The following is a 15,101-nucleotide window of genomic DNA, read 5'->3' as shown; positions in this document are numbered from 1 at the left end:
CAGGCGCGCGTATAGCGCCTATTTGCGGACAATCGCAGAAAACGGCTAGTCGAGCGCTGAAAATGAAATAAAATTAATTCCATTGGTGGCGTTAGCACCACAGTTGTTTCGTCCGGCTTTGTGTCCGGTTTGTCCGTCCAGGAGAATTTATGAAATTGACCAAAATCATCGCCACGCTGCTTAGCGTCGGTGTCATCAGCAGCATGTCGCCAGTCCAGGCCCAGGAATTGACCGGCACCTTGGCCAAGATCAAGAAAGCCGGTTCCGTCACCCTCGGTGTGCGCGACGGCTCCGTTCCCTTCTCCTATCTCGATGACAAGCAGCAATACCAAGGCTATTCGATCGACCTGTGCATGAAAGTCGTCACGGCCCTGCAAAAGCACCTGGGCATGAGCGAACTGAAAGTGGTGATGAGCCCCGTCACGTCGGCCAACCGCATTCCGCTGATGGCCAACGGCACCATCGACCTCGAATGTGGCTCGACGACGAACAACCTGGAGCGCCAGCAACAGGTGGCATTCGCGCCCACCATGTTTGTCATCGGAAACCGCGTGCTGTCGAAGAAAACGTCGAACATCAAGACCCTGGAAGACTTGCGCGGCAAGACTCTCGTCGCCACGGCCGGCACGTCGACCATCAAGCAGATGACGATTTTGAACAAGGAAAAGAACCTGGGCATGACCATCGCCGTCGGCAAGGATCATCCTGAATCGTTCCTGATGCTGGAAACGGGACGCGCGGTGGCTGAAGCCAACGACGACATCCTGCTGGCGTCGCAAGTGGCCAACTCGAAGAACCCGAACGACTACGAAATCACCAAAGAAGCGCTGTCGGTCGAACCGTACGGCATCATGCTGCGCAAGGGCGATCCTGCCTTCAAGAAAGTGGTCGACGAAGCGCTGATTCGCCTGTACAAGAGCGATGACATCAACCGCATTTATGCGAAATGGTTTACCTCGCCGATCCCGCCGAAAAACATCAACCTGAAATTCCCCATGCCGCCGCAATTGAAGGCCGTGTTCATGAATCCTACCGACTCCGGTGACCCGGCTGCGTATGCGGCCGTGCCCGAAGCACAGAAGACCTCGGACAAACGGAAAAAGTAACAAGAGTGCGTAACAAATCGGGGGGCGCAAGCCTCCCGCTTCATTTGCGGGGTGGGCGGCTGGCCGCTTTCCTTGAGCTGCATGGGAAGGATGATCATGAATTACAACTGGAATTGGCGCATCTTCTGGGAGATGTCCCCCGATGGCGTGGGCACGTATATGGATACCCTGTGGTCCGGCCTGGTGTGGACCCTGGCCACGGCCGGCGCGGCCTGGATCATGGCCCTGATCCTGGGCCTGGTGATCGGCACCGTCCGCACCCTGCCGAACAAATGGCTGGTGGGCGCGGCCAATGCATACGTTGAATTGTTCCGCAACGTGCCGCTGCTGGTGCAGATGTTCCTGTGGTATTTCGTCATGCCGGAACTGCTGCCGCCGGACCTGGGCGCCTGGGTCAAGTCGCTGCCGAATGCACCATTCGTCACGGCAGTTTTGTGCCTGGGATTCTTCACCTCCTCCCGCGTGGCCGTGCAGGTGACGACGGGTATCGAGGCGCTGCCGCGCGGGCAGAAACTGGCTGGCACCGCGCTGGGCCTGACCCTGCCGCAAACCTACCGTTTCATCTTGCTGCCGATGGCCGCGCGCGTCATCATGCCGCCGCTGACCAGTGAATTTCTGAACATCATCAAGAACAGTTCCGTGGCGCTGACCATTGGCCTGATCGAACTGACGGCCAGCGCGCGCGCCATCCAGGAGTTTTCCTTCCAGGTGTTCGAGGCGTTTTCGGCCGCCACCATCATCTACGTCGTCGTCAATTTGCTGGTGGTGGTGCTGATGCACCTGATCGAAAAAAAGGTCGCCATCCCGGGCTTCATCGTCGCCGGCGCCAAGACGGGAGGACACTGATATGTTGGGCAACTTCGACTTCGATGTCATCTCCCGCTCGTGGGTTTACCTGTTCCAGACAGGTATGGTCTTCACCCTGAAACTGACGGCGCTGGCCATGGTGGGCGGCATCGTGCTGGGCACACTGCTGGCGCTGATGCGCCTGTCCAGCAACCGCCTCATCTCGGGCGTGGCATCAAGCTACGTCAACCTGATACGCTCGATCCCGCTGGTGCTGGTGATCTTCTGGTTCTACTTTCTGGTGCCGTACATCGCTGCCTGGGTCATCGGCGCGAACGAACCCGTGAAAGTGGGCGCGTTTTCTTCCGCATTGATCACCTTCATCATGTTCGAGGCGGCCTACTATTGCGAGATCATGCGCAGTGGCATACAGTCGATTCCACGTGGCCAGGTATGGGCTGGCCAGGCGCTGGGCATGAACTACCGGCAAACCATGGGCAGCATCGTGCTGCCGCAGGCCTTCCGCAACATGATCCCCGTGCTGCTGACGCAAACCATCGTGCTGTTCCAGGACGTGTCGCTTGTGTACGTGCTGTCGATTCCCGATTTCGTCGGTGCCGCCTCGAAAATCGCGCAGCGCGACGGCCGCCTGGTGGAAATGTATGTGTTTGTGGCCGTCGTGTATTTCGTGCTGTGCTATGCCTTGTCGTTCCTGGTAAAACGCCTGCAGAAACGCGTCGCCATCATTCGCTAACTGAAAAAGAAAGAACAAGATGATTGAACTCAATAACGTCAGCAAATGGTATGGCCAGTTCCAGGTACTGACCGACTGCACCACCGAGGTCGCCAAGGGCGACGTGATGGTCATTTGCGGCCCGTCCGGCTCTGGCAAGTCGACCCTGATCAAGACCGTCAACGGCCTCGAACCGATACAGCAGGGGCAGATTATCGTCGACGGCATCAGCGTCAACGACCCGAAGACGAATCTGTCAAAACTGCGCGCGCGCATCGGCATGGTGTTCCAGAATTTCGAGCTGTTTCCACACCTGTCCATCCGCGAAAACCTGACCATCGGACAGATCAAGGTGCTCGGTCGCAGTGCCGACGAAGCCAATGCCAAGGGCTTGAAATACCTGGACCGCGTGGGCCTGCTGTCGCAGCAGGATAAATTCCCGGGCCAGCTGTCTGGCGGCCAGCAGCAGCGCGTGGCCATCGCCCGGGCGCTGTCGATGGACCCGATCGCCATGCTGTTTGACGAGCCCACTTCGGCGCTCGACCCGGAAATGATCAACGAGGTGCTCGACGTGATGGTGGGCCTGGCGCAGGAAGGCATGACGATGATGGTCGTCACCCACGAAATGGGCTTTGCAAAGCGTGTGGCCAACCGCATCGTCTTCATGGACCAGGGCAAGATCATCGAGGATTGCAGCAAGGATGATTTCTTCAACACGACGCGATCGGACCGAGCGCGCGACTTCCTCGCCAAGATCATCCATTAATTCCCGCTATTTTTTTGAAGTTGAGTGCCAATGCCTCTCATGAAACAATTAGCCGGCGCGATGCTGGCGCTGGGCATGCTGGTCCATGCCCACGCGGCTGACAGGATCGCCGTCGACATCGCCCTGCGCGACGCTACCCTGATCGACGTTGCCGCCGGCCACACCGTCAAGGGCAAGACCGTGCTGCTCAAGGGCGACAGTATCGTCGCCGTCATCAATGACGCGCAGTTGCGCAACTACGCGCCGAAGCAGACCATCCGCCTGCCCGGCAAATACCTGATGCCGGGGCTGTGGGACACGCATGTGCATTTTGGCGGCGGCCCAGAGCTGATTGACGAGAACAAGCAGTTGCTGCCTTTGTACCTGGCGCATGGCATCACCACGGTGCGCGACTGCTCGGGCGACTTGCCCGACACGGTACTGGCCTGGCGCCAGCAAATCAACGCGGGCCAGCTGCAAGGCCCGACGATCTTTACTTCCGGCGCGAAGCTCGAGGGCATCAAGCCGCTGTGGAAGGGCACCATCGAAGTAGGTACGCCGCAGGAAGTCACGCGCGCGCTCGACGGCCTGCAGGCGCAGCAAGTGGACTTTGTGAAGATCACGGAAAACACGCTGAAGCCGGAGCTGTACCTGGAAGCGCTGCGCCAGGCGCGCGAACGGGGCATGCGCACCTCGGGCCATATCCCTGTGCAGCTGACCCTGGAGCAGATGGCCGATGCGGGCCTGGGCACCATTGAGCATCAATCGTACTTGCTGCGCGCCACCACGCCGCGCGAACAGGAGCTGACGGACAAGGTGGCTACCGGCGCGATGACGGGCAAGGACGCCATGCGCGAGAGCTTGCAGAGCTACGACGAGCCGACGGCGCGCAAGGCCTTCAGCTACCTGGCCGCCCGCGGCACGGCCATCGTGCCGACCCTCTGGGGCTCGCGCGTGACGGCCTACCTGGACCGCGAAGACCACACGCACGATCCGGCCCTGCAATATATCGGCAAGGGCTTGCGCGCCACCTACGACTGGCGCGTGCAGCGCGCCGCCAAGGATGGCCCGGATGCGATCGTCCAGCGCCATGCGCAGTTCGAGCAGTCGGCAAAGCTGCTGCCCATTTTGCAGCAGCAGGGCGTGAGCATCATCGCCGGCACCGATGCGGGATTTTTGAATTCCTTCGACTATCCGGGCCAGGCCTTGCACGATGAAATCGGCCTGTACGTGCAGTACGGCCTGACACCGCAGCAAGCCTTGCAGTCGGCCGTCATCAACGGGCCCCGCTTCCTGGGCAAGCTGGGCCGCTACGGCAGCGTGGCGGCCGGCAAGGCGGCCGATTTGCTGGTGCTCGACGCCAACCCACTGCAGGACATTGGCGCCACGCGCCAGATCCGCCTGGTGGTTAGCCGTGGCCACGTGTATGACCGCGCCGCGCTGGACCGGATGCTCGCCGAAATCCGTGCCTGGGTGGCGAAACAAGAGCTTGCGCCTGCCGCGTCCTGATTCGCGTGTACTCCTGATATTGAAAACGGCCAGTGCACACTGGCCGTTTTGTCGTCCGGCAGCTGGTGTGCACTGCCTCTCCGGGCCGGCGGGACGGCCCTGTGGCTGGTAAAATGGCGGTATCCGCAATGACCGCCTGAGAGCAGCCGCCATGTCCACACTCGATCACACCCCCGCATCCATTACCATTACCCGTCCTGACGACTGGCATTTGCACCTGCGCGACGGCGCCGTCATGGCCAGTGTGCTGCCGCACAGCGCGCGCCAGTTCGGCCGCGCCATCGTCATGCCGAACCTGAAACCGCCCGTCACCACCACGGCGGACGCTAGCGCCTACCGCGAGCGCATCCTGGCTGCCGTGCCCGAAGGCGTGAACTTCGATCCGCTGATGGTGCTGTACCTGACGAACAACACCTCGCCCGACGAAATCCGCCGCGCGCAGGACAGCGGCATCGTGCAGGCCGTCAAATTGTATCCGGCCGGCGCCACGACGAATTCCGACCTGGGCGTGACTGATTTGAAGAACTGCTACAAGGTGCTCGAAGTGATGCAGGAAGTGGGCATGCCCTTCCTCGTGCATGGCGAAGTGACAGATCCGGAGATCGACATTTTCGACCGTGAAGCCGTCTTCATCGAACGCGTGATGCGCCCGCTGCGCAGCGCCTTCCCGGCCCTGTCCGTGGTGTTTGAGCACATCACGACCAAGGATGCGGCGCAGTACGTGGCCGAAGCGGAAGGCCCGATCGCCGCCACCATTACGGCGCATCATTTGCTGTACAACCGCAACGAGATTTTCAAGGGCGGCATCCGCCCCCATTACTACTGCCTGCCCATCCTCAAGCGCGAAGAGCACCGTTTGGCGCTGATGACGGCCGCCGCCAGCGGCGACGAGCGCTTCTTCCTCGGTACCGATTCGGCGCCGCACGCGCAAGGCGCCAAGGAAATGGCCTGCGGCTGCGCCGGTTGCTACACGGCCCTGCACGCGATGGAAATGTACGCCGAAGCGTTCGAACGCGCCGGCGCGCTCGACAAGCTCGAAGCGTTTGCCAGCTTCCATGGTCCGGCCTTCTACGGCGTGCCGCGCAACACGGACACCATCACCTTGAAGCGCGAAAGCTGGACCTTGCCAGCCTCGCTGCCACTGGGTGACAGCCATGTCATTCCGCTCAACGCGGGCGAGCAGATCAACTGGAAAATGGTCTAAGCGTTCCATGCTGCCATCGATAGACTGGACCCGTCCCTGGTTTGCCACGGTGCTGCCGGCGCGACGGCAGCTGGACCTGCAGCGCGACACGGTGGTCCAGGCGCTCAACCGGCGGGCGCGGGCGCTGGACCTGCGCAATCCGTCCGGCCTGCCGCTGGCCTTCGTGCCGCAAGCGGACTTGCCCGAAGGCGTGGCGTACGAGGAGTTCATCGGCGCGACGGGCGGCGTGCCCACGCGCGACAATCTGCACGATTTTTTCAACGCGCTCGTGTGGCTCACCTTCCCCTGCATCAAGCGGCAGCTGAACGCGCTGCAGGCGGCGCAGATCGCCCTGTCCGGCGTCGGCAAATCGCGCGGGCCGGCACGCGACGGCGCCACGATCTTTGACGAAAATTCCGCCTTGCTGGTGCTGCGCGACAGCGATGCTGGACGCGCGCTGGAAGCAGCCTTGCGCGGACACGACTGGCGCAGCGCTTTTATCGCGCAGCGCGACAAGTTTGGCGCCGGTGGCGACGCCGAAGTCTGGCTGTTTGGCCACGCGCTGATGGAAAAACTGGTGGCGCCGCGCAAGGCCATCACGGCGCACACGCGCGTGATCTTTGCCAGCGACGCCTACTTCACACTCGATGATGCGGCACGGCGCACCTGGCTCGACGAACGGGTGGCGCAAGACCTGGCCAGTGATGGCTTGACGACAGCCGACTTCACGCCGCTGCCCGTGCTTGGCTTGCCCGGCTGGTGCGAGGACCAGGATGACGATTTTTACAATGACACGGCGGTGTTCCGCCCGAAGCGCAAGACAGCTGGCGCAGAAAGAGATCAATAGCATGGAAAACACCGTCCGTTGGGGCATACTCGGCACCGGCAAGATCGCCCGCGCAATGGCCAATGGCTTGCGCGACGCGCCCGGCGCGCAGCTGGTGGCGGTCGCCTCGCGCAGCGCCGCAGGCGCGCAGACCTTCGGCGCCGAATTCGGCATCGAGCGTTGCCATGGATCCTACCAGGCGCTGGCTGAAGACCCCGATGTGGACGTGATCTACATTGCCACGCCGCACACCTTGCATGCGGAAAATGCTTTGATGTGCCTGGCTGCCGGCAAGCATGTCGTCTGCGAAAAACCGTTCACCATGAACGCGCGCGAAGCGCAGGCTGTAGTCGACCTGGCGCGTGAGAAAAAACTGTTCCTGATGGAAGCCATGTGGAGCCGCTTCCTGCCCGCTGTGCAGGAAGCGCAGCGCATCATCGCCAGCGGTGAAATCGGCGTGCTGCAGCAAGTGCAGGCCGATATCGGCTTTGTCGCCAATTTCCCGCCCGAGCACCGCATGTTCAATCGGGAACTGGGGGGCGGCGCGCTGCTCGACGTGGGCATCTATCCGCTGTCAATGGCGGCGTTTTTCCTCGGCCCGGTATCGCAGGTGCAGGCGCTCGCTGAAATGGGCGCCACCGGCGTCGATGAACAGGTGGTGTTTTCGCTGCTGCACGCAGGCGGCGGCACCTCGTCCTGCGCCTGCAGCCTGCGCGCGCAGACGCCGACGGAAATGACCATTGCCGGGAGTATGGGACGGATTCGCCTGCCCAGCCGTTTTTACAAACCCGACCACCTGATCGTCGAATCAATGGATGGCGAACGCCGCGTCGTCGCCGCGCCACATCTGGGCAATGGCTATGCGCACGAGGCGATCGAAGCGATGCGCTGCATCCGCGCCGGCATGCTGGAAAGCCCCGTCATGCCGCACGCCGACAGCGTGGCGCTGATGCACAACCTTGACACCATGCGCGGCCAGATCGGCCTCGTGTACCGTGCCGACCAGGCCTAGGCCGGAATCTCCATGACATTGCACTCTTCCCGTCCCAGCCTGAAAACCGTTCTGATCGCCAGCGGCGTCGTCCTGACCCTGGCGATGGGCGTGCGCCATGGCCTGGGCTTCTGGATGCAGCCGATCTCGCAAGCCAATGGCTGGACGCGCGAAACGTATTCGTTGGCGCTGGCCATGCAAAACCTGATGTGGGGCGTCTTTGGCCCGTTCGCCGGCATGGCGGCCGACCGCTTCGGCACCATGCGCGTCGTCATCGTCGGCGCCATCAGCTACATGGCGGGCCTGGTGTGGATGGCGCTCGTGACGCAGCCCACGCTGTTCATCGCCGGTTCCGGCGTCTTCATCGGCCTGGCGCTGGCCTGCACGGCCTTTGGCGCCATCAGCGGCATCATTGGCCGCAGCGCGCCGCCCGAGCAGCGCTCGTGGGCCTTCGGCATCTCCTCGGCGGCCGGCTCGTTCGGCCAGTTCCTCATGATGCCGGTCGAGCAGCAGCTCATCTCCGCCGTGGGCTGGCAAAACGCCTTTTATGTGCTGGCTGCGCTGGTGCTGCTGGCCATGATCCCGATGGCCTTCTACCTGCGCGAGCCGCCCGTGTCGCACGCCAGCGGTCCGCAGCAAAGCATAGGCGCGGCCTTCAGCGAAGCCATCGCCAGCCGCTCGTTCTGGCTGCTGCTGGCAGGGTATTTTGTCTGCGGTTTCCAGCTGGTCTTCATAGGCGTGCATTTGCCGGCCTACCTGAAGGACCAGGGACTGATGAATCCGAACATCGCCGTCACGGCGCTGGCACTGATCGGCCTGTTCAACATCGTTGGCTCCTATTACGCGGGCAAACTCGGTGGAAAAATCGCCAAGCGCTATCTGCTGTCGGCCATCTACGTGACGCGCGCCGTGGTCATCACGCTATTCCTGCTGGCGCCCCTGTCGGCGTGGTCGGTGTACCTGTTTGCCGCCGGCATGGGCGTGCTGTGGCTGTCGACCGTGCCGCTGACGAACGGTATCATCGCCGGCATCTTCGGCGTGAAGCACCTGTCGATGCTGGCCGGGATGGTGTTCTTTTCGCACCAAGTGGGCAGTTTCCTGGGCGCGTGGCTGGGCGGCTATCTGTACGAGCGGCAGGGCAGTTACAACGTCGTGTGGATGATCACCATCGGCCTGGGCTTGCTGGCCGCGCTGATCAACTTGCCCATCGACGAGCGCGCCGTCAAGCGCGTGGCGGTGGCCGCGTAATGGGGAGCTGGCGCACATGGTTATGGCGCCTGGCTGGCGCCGCGCTGCTGGCCATTGTCTTCCTGGCCTATTTGCGACCCGACTTCATGCTCGACCTGGCGAACCGCTTCTGGATGTGCATGTAGACTGCGCGGGCGCAAGGTGGTTTGCGAAAAGTCGGATTACGCTACGCTAATCCGACCTACCCGACCTGCCGTCAGCGTATTCGCGTAGGTCGGATTAGGCCGCAGGCCGTAATCCGACAACACCCGAAAACAAACAGTACCGACGGCGTCTGGGCCATTGGCCGTAATCCGGCAACACCCGAAAACAAACAGTACCGACGGCGTCTGGGCCGCAGGCCGTAATCCGACAACACCCTGAAACCATGCGATACCGACGCGCATTCCAGCCAGGTGGAAGCTTTTTCTTCACGGTGGTGACGGCTCATCGCCGACCCATTTTTTCGTCGGCAACAGCCGTGGACTTGCTGCGTGGCTCATTCAGCGCCGTGCGCCATAAAAGGTCATTCGCTATCGACGCTATCGTCATCCTACCTGACCATCTGCACTGCATCTGGACTTTGCCTGAAGGCGATGCCGATTTCATGACGCGCTGGCGCTTGATCAAGACGTGGTTCAGCAAGCATAGCGATCTTAAAAATATCTGGCAGCAGCGGTATTGGGAGCATGTCTTGCGCGACGAGCGCGACTTCGCCAACCATGTCGATTACATCCATTACAACCCTGTCAAACATGGTTTAGTGGGCAAAGTTATCGATTGGCCGTATTCCAGTTTTCACCAGTATGTAAAGTACGGCTTGTGTGCAGAGGATTGGGGCGGGGACGGTGTGGCGATTGAGTGTGTTGGGCGGGAGTGAGGAGCGCTAACAATGTTGTCGGATTAGCGCACAGCGCGTAATCCGACAACACCCTGAAGCATGCAATACCAGATTTACACCCTCAAAAACTCTTCTTTCCCACCCAGCCAGCGCGCCAGGTGCGCTTCCACGGTGGCAGCGGCAGCGGCCGTGGTGGCGTGCAGCAGATCGTGCGCCACGTCGCGCGCCTGATCTACCAGCCATTGATCCGTCTCCAGGTCGGCGAAGCGCAGCATGGCCTGGCCGGACTGGCGCGCGCCGAGAAATTCGCCGGGACCGCGGATTTCCAGGTCGCGGCGGGCGATCTCGAAGCCGTCCGTCGTCTCGCGCATGGTCATCAAGCGCTGGCGCGCCACACCTCCCAACGGGCCCTGGTACAGCAACAGGCAGACGCTGGCCGCCGAGCCGCGGCCCACGCGGCCGCGCAGCTGATGCAGCTGGGACAAGCCAAAACGCTCGGCGTGCTCGATCACCATCAGCGAGGCGTTCGGCACATCGACGCCTACCTCGATGACGGTGGTGGCCACCAGCACATGGATATGGCCGGCAATGAAGGCATCCATCACTTCCTGCTTTTCCGCCGGTTTCAAACGGCCGTGCACGAGGCCCACCTGCAGCGCGGGCAAGGCTTCTGCCAGCATCATGTAGGTATCGGTGGCCGTTTGCAGCTGCAGCGCTTCCGATTCCTCGATCAGTGGGCAGACCCAGTACACCTGCCGGCCTTCCAGCGAGGCCGCATACACGCGGGCGATGACTTCGTCGCGCCGGTTCTGGTCGATGGAGCGCGTGACGATGGGGCTGCGTCCGGGCGGCAGCTCGTCAATCACCGACACTTCCAGGTCGGCGTAATACGTCATGGCCAGGGTGCGCGGAATCGGCGTGGCTGACATCATCAGCTGGTGCGGCACGGCCGCGCTGTCGCCCTTGTTGCGCAGGGTCAGGCGCTGGCCCACGCCGAAACGGTGCTGTTCGTCGACGATCACCAGGCCCAGTTTGGCAAACAGCACATTGTCCTGGATCAGCGCATGCGTGCCGATCACCAGTTGCGCTTCGCCCGATTCGATCAGGGCCAGCGCCGCCGTCTTTTCCTTTTTCTTCAGGCTGCCGGTCAGCCAGGCGACCTTCACGCCCAGCGGCTCCATCCAGGCGGCGATCTTGCGGAAGTGCTGCTCCGCCAGGATCTCCGTGGGCGCCATCAGCGCGGCCTGGTAGCCGCTGTCGATGGCCTGCGTGGCCGACAACGCCGCCACCACCGTCTTGCCGCTGCCGACGTCACCTTGCAGCAAGCGCTGCATCGGATACGGCTGGTGCAGGTCGGCGCGGATTTCCTCGAGTACGCGCGCCTGCGCGCCCGTCAGCTTGAAGGGCAGGGCGGCGCCAAAGGCATGCGACAGGGTGCCGACGATGGGCAGGGAGGCAGCGCCTTTCGAGCGGCGTGCGCGCTGGGCGCGTTTCAGCGACAGCTGCTGCGCCAGTAGCTCATCGAATTTCATGCGCACCCAGGCCGGGTGCGAGCGGTCCATCAGCGCGCTTTCATCGATATCCTGCGGGGGGTAGTGCAGCAGGTGTACGGCGGCACGGAACGGCGACAGCTGCATCTGGCGCAACAAATCGTCAGGCAAGGTATCCTGCCAGTCGATGCGGCGCATGGCATCGGCGATCTCGCGCCGCAGGACGTGCTGCGACAGGCCTTCGCCGGACGGATACACGGGCGTCAGGGCTGTGGGCAGGGGCGCGCCTTCGTTGACCACTTTATACGTCGGGTGCACCATCTCGGCGCCGAAAAAGCCGTGTTTGAGTTCAGCGCGCGCACGTACCCGCGTGCCTTCGGCCAGTTGCTTGACCTGGCTGCCGTAGAAATTCATGAAGCGGAGCAGCAAATTTCCCGTTTCGTCGGCGATCGTCACCAGCAATTGCTTGCGCGGCTTGAAATTGACTTCGCACTTGGTGACGACGCCTTCCACTTGCCACGACTCGCCGCCGCGCAGGCAGGCGTCGCGTATCGTGTAGACCTTCGTCTCGTCCTCGTAGCGCATCGGCAGGTGCAACACCAGATCCATGTCGCTGCGCAAGCCCAGTTTTGCCAGCCGGCTTTCCGTGCTGACCACTTTTTTGGCGGCTTTCGGCTTCGCGGCGGGCTTGGCTATGGGAGGAAGATCGGGCTTGGGTTCGGACATATCGGAGATTTTTGTGCCGCTAGCGTAAAATAGAGGGTTGTCCGGCACACCCTGTGCATACCGCAGTGGTAGTGTTGCGGCGGATTATTGTAATGCCTGTATAGGCGCACAGTATAGTGCCAGATGTTCCATTGCGCACTCCTAATCATTTTTGACGTACTTTTGAAGCAAAACGCATGTATTCGCTTTCCGATTTCGATTTTAATTTGCCGCAAGAAAACATTGCGCAAACTCCGTTGGCCGAGCGCAGCGCCTCGCGCCTGTTGCATCTGGACGGCGAGACCCTGGTCGACCGCCAGTTCGCCGACATCGTAGGATTGCTGCAAGCGGGCGACCTGCTGGTGATGAACGATACGCGCGTGCTGAAGGCGCGCTTCTTTGGCGTCAAGGAAAGCGGCGGCAAGATCGAGGCACTGGTCGAGCGCGTGCTCGATGAGCGCACCGTGCTGGCACAGGTGCGCGCGTCGAAGTCTCCGCCGCCCGGTTGCCGCATCCGCCTCGCCGACGCGTTTGACGTCACTGTCGGCCAGCGTGCCGGCGAATTCTTCACGCTGCACTTCGAGGCCGACGTGTTCGAGCTGATCGAGGCGCATGGCCGTTTGCCGCTGCCGCCCTACATCGAGCACGATGCGGACGAATTTGACGAGACGCGCTACCAGACCGTGTTCAACAAGGTGCCGGGCGCTGTCGCCGCGCCGACGGCCGGCCTGCATTTCGACCAGGCGCTGCTTGATCAACTGAAGGCCAAGGGCGTCAACTTTGCCTATGTGACCCTGCACGTGGGCGCGGGCACCTTCCAGCCCGTGCGCACGGAGGTGCTGGCCGAACACAAGATGCACACCGAGTGGTACACCATGCCGCAGGAAACCGTCGACGCCGTGCGCGCCGCCCAACTTGCCGGACGCGACGTGGTAGCCGTCGGCACGACCAGCTTGCGCGCGCTGGAATCGGCTTCGCAAAGCGGCCAGCTGGTGGCGGGCAGCGCCGATACGGCCCTGTTCATCACGCCCGGCTATGCCTTCAAGACGGTGACGCGCCTGATCACCAATTTCCATTTGCCGAAGTCGACCCTGCTGATGCTGGTGTCGGCCTTTGCCGGCTATGAGCCGATCCGCAGTGCTTACGCGCACGCGATCGCGCAGAACTACCGCTTCTTCAGTTATGGCGATGCGATGCTGCTCACCACGCAATCGCGCGCTCCGCTGAACCTTGATACTCCCGTGAAAGACTGACCATGCTGGAATTTAAACTACTCAAGACCGACACGAGCGGCCTGACCAAGGCACGCCGCGGCACCTTGAAACTCAACCATGGCGTCGTGCAGACGCCGATCTTCATGCCAGTGGGCACTTACGGCTCCGTGAAAGCCATGTCGCCGCTGGAACTCAACGAGATCGATGCACAAATTATTTTGGGCAATACTTTCCATTTGTGGTTGCGTCCAGGCAACACTGTCATGGAGAAATTCGGCGGCTTGCACGGTTTCATGGGCTGGAACAAGCCGATTCTGACCGATTCGGGCGGCTTCCAGGTGTTTTCGCTGGGCGCCATGCGCAAGATTACGGAAGAGGGCGTGCATTTCAATTCGCCCATCAACGGCGATAAACTATTCCTGTCGCCGGAAGTGTCGATGCAGGTGCAGCGCGTGCTGAACTCCGACATCGTCATGCAGTTCGACGAATGCACGCCGTACGAAATCCAGGGCCGTCCGGCCACTATTGAAGAAGCGGCCAAGTCCATGCGCATGTCCTTGCGCTGGGCGCAGCGCTCGAAGGACGAGTTCCACCGCGGTGAAAACCCGAACGCGCTGTTCGGCATCGTGCAGGGCGGTATGTTCGAAATGCTGCGTGACGAGTCGCTGGCCAAGCTCGAAGAGATCGATTTCCCCGGCATCGCCATCGGCGGCCTGTCCGTCGGCGAGCCGAAGGAAGACATGATGCGCATGCTGGCCCACGTTGGCCCGCGCCTGCCGGCCAACAAGCCCCATTACCTGATGGGCGTCGGCACGCCGGAAGACCTGGTGGCCGGTGTGTCGAACGGCATCGACATGTTCGATTGCGTCATGCCGACGCGTAACGCCCGCAATGGCTGGCTGTTTACCCGTTTCGGCGACATCAAGATCAAGAACGCCAAGTACAAGGAAGACCAGGCGCCGCTAGACGAGACCTGCAGCTGCTATGCCTGCCGCAACTTTTCGCGCGCCTACCTGCACCATTTGCACCGTTCCAAGGAGATCCTCGGCGCGCGCTTGAATACCATCCACAACCTGCATTACTACCTGGACTTGATGCGCCAGATGCGTGAAGCGCTGGACGAAGACCGTTTCCATGCGTTCACCTTGCAATTCCATGCGGAACGCGCACGGGGAACTTAAGAAATGCTTAGGTTCATGGGCCGCGAGGTCCTGAGCTGATGTTTTCGAGATTGGTGCTTGGACTGGGGCGATAAAGCATTGCATAATGCTTTTTTAGCCCCATTTGAAGTTGCCATGCCTGCAATTCGGGGGATGGCCTTTTGCCAATGCTAGAATACAGCGCTGTTTTTTCAAACTGATTAGAACTGGAGTCACCGTGTTTTTCATTTCCAACGCTTATGCGCAAGCCCCTGCCGATGCCCTGGGTTTCGGCGGCAACCTGACCAGCTTCCTGCCGCTGGTATTGATGTTCGTGGTCATGTATTTCCTGATGATCCGCCCACAGCAAAAACGCGCCAAAGAACAACGGGCGATGATGGACGCGCTGGCCAAGGGTGACGAAGTCGTCACCGCCGGCGGCATGCTGGGCCGTGTTGTCAAGGTAGTGGACGCTTACGTCACCATCGAAGTGGCGACCGGCACTGAAGTCACGGTGCAAAAGAGCTCCATCACCACCCTGTTGCCTAAAGGCACCCTGAAGGCGCTGTAATTCCTCGCTGTCATTGCACCTGCAATGATGACCGG

At 61.5% G+C, this 15,101-nt stretch carries 15 protein-coding genes; 14 read left to right on the top strand and 1 reads right to left on the bottom strand.

Annotated features, from left to right (window positions below):
• The first annotated feature begins 149 nt into the window (after positions 1–149).
• The 11 genes from CLU92_RS18495 to CLU92_RS18450 all read left to right on the top strand — a co-directional run bounded on the left by CLU92_RS18495 (position 150) and on the right by CLU92_RS18450 (position 9,986).
• The gene (locus CLU92_RS18495; RefSeq protein ID WP_101483088.1) at positions 150–1,106 is read left to right on the top strand and encodes an amino acid ABC transporter substrate-binding protein; all 957 of its coding nucleotides are present in this window, start codon (positions 150–152) and stop codon (positions 1,104–1,106) included.
• A 96-nt stretch (positions 1,107–1,202) separates the two neighbouring features.
• Positions 1,203–1,952, top strand: a complete 750-nt coding sequence (locus CLU92_RS18490) for an amino acid ABC transporter permease (protein WP_101484769.1) — start codon at positions 1,203–1,205, stop codon at positions 1,950–1,952.
• A gap of 1 nt (position 1,953) precedes the next feature.
• The gene (locus CLU92_RS18485; protein WP_099761845.1) at positions 1,954–2,646 is read left to right on the top strand and encodes an amino acid ABC transporter permease; all 693 of its coding nucleotides are present in this window, start codon (positions 1,954–1,956) and stop codon (positions 2,644–2,646) included.
• Between the two features lie 19 nt (positions 2,647–2,665).
• Positions 2,666–3,391: an amino acid ABC transporter ATP-binding protein gene (locus tag CLU92_RS18480; RefSeq protein WP_101483087.1), complete on the top strand. Its 726-nt coding sequence runs from the start codon at positions 2,666–2,668 to the stop codon at positions 3,389–3,391.
• A gap of 39 nt (positions 3,392–3,430) precedes the next feature.
• The gene (locus CLU92_RS18475; RefSeq protein WP_257561121.1) at positions 3,431–4,879 is read left to right on the top strand and encodes an amidohydrolase family protein; all 1,449 of its coding nucleotides are present in this window, start codon (positions 3,431–3,433) and stop codon (positions 4,877–4,879) included.
• 151 nt (positions 4,880–5,030) lie between these two features.
• Positions 5,031–6,083, top strand: coding sequence for a dihydroorotase (gene pyrC / locus CLU92_RS18470; protein WP_101483085.1), 1,053 nt, complete (start codon positions 5,031–5,033; stop codon positions 6,081–6,083).
• 7 nt (positions 6,084–6,090) lie between these two features.
• A complete protein-coding gene (locus tag CLU92_RS18465; protein ID WP_101483084.1) occupies positions 6,091–6,909 on the top strand; it encodes a DUF3025 domain-containing protein in 819 nt (272 codons plus the stop codon).
• 1 nt (position 6,910) lies between these two features.
• Positions 6,911–7,900 (top strand): Gfo/Idh/MocA family protein, encoded by a 990-nt coding sequence (locus CLU92_RS18460; RefSeq protein ID WP_101483083.1) that lies wholly within the window; start codon positions 6,911–6,913, stop codon positions 7,898–7,900.
• A gap of 12 nt (positions 7,901–7,912) precedes the next feature.
• Positions 7,913–9,127, top strand: a complete 1,215-nt coding sequence (locus tag CLU92_RS18455) for an MFS transporter (protein WP_101483082.1) — start codon at positions 7,913–7,915, stop codon at positions 9,125–9,127.
• Positions 9,127–9,252, top strand: a complete 126-nt coding sequence (locus CLU92_RS28325) for a hypothetical protein (RefSeq protein WP_256608852.1) — start codon at positions 9,127–9,129, stop codon at positions 9,250–9,252. Before CLU92_RS18455 ends, CLU92_RS28325 begins: the two co-directional genes overlap by 1 nt.
• A 335-nt stretch (positions 9,253–9,587) precedes the next feature.
• Positions 9,588–9,986, top strand: coding sequence for a transposase (locus tag CLU92_RS18450; RefSeq protein ID WP_257561120.1), 399 nt, complete (start codon positions 9,588–9,590; stop codon positions 9,984–9,986).
• Between the two features lie 74 nt (positions 9,987–10,060).
• Here CLU92_RS18450 and recG read toward each other — a convergent pair whose 3' ends face one another.
• Positions 10,061–12,163 carry an ATP-dependent DNA helicase RecG gene (recG, locus tag CLU92_RS18445; protein WP_257561119.1) on the bottom strand — a complete coding sequence of 701 codons (2,103 nt, stop codon included), beginning with the start codon at positions 12,161–12,163 and terminating at the stop codon, positions 10,061–10,063.
• Between the two features lie 176 nt (positions 12,164–12,339).
• Here recG and queA point away from each other — a divergent pair, with 176 nt between their 5' ends.
• The 3 genes from queA (at position 12,340) to yajC (ending at position 15,066) form a co-directional block, all read left to right on the top strand.
• Positions 12,340–13,395, top strand: coding sequence for a tRNA preQ1(34) S-adenosylmethionine ribosyltransferase-isomerase QueA (queA, locus tag CLU92_RS18440; RefSeq protein WP_101483080.1), 1,056 nt, complete (start codon positions 12,340–12,342; stop codon positions 13,393–13,395).
• Between the two features lie 2 nt (positions 13,396–13,397).
• Positions 13,398–14,537, top strand: a complete 1,140-nt coding sequence (gene tgt / locus CLU92_RS18435) for a tRNA guanosine(34) transglycosylase Tgt (protein ID WP_035822848.1) — start codon at positions 13,398–13,400, stop codon at positions 14,535–14,537.
• A gap of 196 nt (positions 14,538–14,733) precedes the next feature.
• Positions 14,734–15,066, top strand: coding sequence for a preprotein translocase subunit YajC (gene yajC / locus CLU92_RS18430; protein ID WP_101483079.1), 333 nt, complete (start codon positions 14,734–14,736; stop codon positions 15,064–15,066).
• Positions 15,067–15,101 lie beyond the last annotated feature (35 nt).

It is taken from the genome of Janthinobacterium sp. 61 (genome assembly GCF_002846335.1).
In the GTDB taxonomy this organism is placed as follows: domain Bacteria; phylum Pseudomonadota; class Gammaproteobacteria; order Burkholderiales; family Burkholderiaceae_D; genus Janthinobacterium.
Note: the sequence above shows the minus strand (reverse complement) of the source record. Positions and strands in the feature narration are given on the sequence as shown.

Coding starts and splice junctions, on each gene's coding strand:
- CLU92_RS18495 (WP_101483088.1), top strand. CDS start 150: ATGAAATTGACCAAAATCATCGCCACGCTGCTTAGCGTCGGTGTCATC.
- CLU92_RS18490 (WP_101484769.1), top strand. CDS start 1,203: ATGAATTACAACTGGAATTGGCGCATCTTCTGGGAGATGTCCCCCGAT.
- CLU92_RS18485 (WP_099761845.1), top strand. CDS start 1,954: ATGTTGGGCAACTTCGACTTCGATGTCATCTCCCGCTCGTGGGTTTAC.
- CLU92_RS18480 (WP_101483087.1), top strand. CDS start 2,666: ATGATTGAACTCAATAACGTCAGCAAATGGTATGGCCAGTTCCAGGTA.
- CLU92_RS18475 (WP_257561121.1), top strand. CDS start 3,431: ATGAAACAATTAGCCGGCGCGATGCTGGCGCTGGGCATGCTGGTCCAT.
- pyrC (WP_101483085.1), top strand. CDS start 5,031: ATGTCCACACTCGATCACACCCCCGCATCCATTACCATTACCCGTCCT.
- CLU92_RS18465 (WP_101483084.1), top strand. CDS start 6,091: ATGCTGCCATCGATAGACTGGACCCGTCCCTGGTTTGCCACGGTGCTG.
- CLU92_RS18460 (WP_101483083.1), top strand. CDS start 6,911: ATGGAAAACACCGTCCGTTGGGGCATACTCGGCACCGGCAAGATCGCC.
- CLU92_RS18455 (WP_101483082.1), top strand. CDS start 7,913: ATGACATTGCACTCTTCCCGTCCCAGCCTGAAAACCGTTCTGATCGCC.
- CLU92_RS28325 (WP_256608852.1), top strand. CDS start 9,127: ATGGGGAGCTGGCGCACATGGTTATGGCGCCTGGCTGGCGCCGCGCTG.
- recG (WP_257561119.1), bottom strand. CDS start 12,163: ATGTCCGAACCCAAGCCCGATCTTCCTCCCATAGCCAAGCCCGCCGCG.
- queA (WP_101483080.1), top strand. CDS start 12,340: ATGTATTCGCTTTCCGATTTCGATTTTAATTTGCCGCAAGAAAACATT.
- tgt (WP_035822848.1), top strand. CDS start 13,398: ATGCTGGAATTTAAACTACTCAAGACCGACACGAGCGGCCTGACCAAG.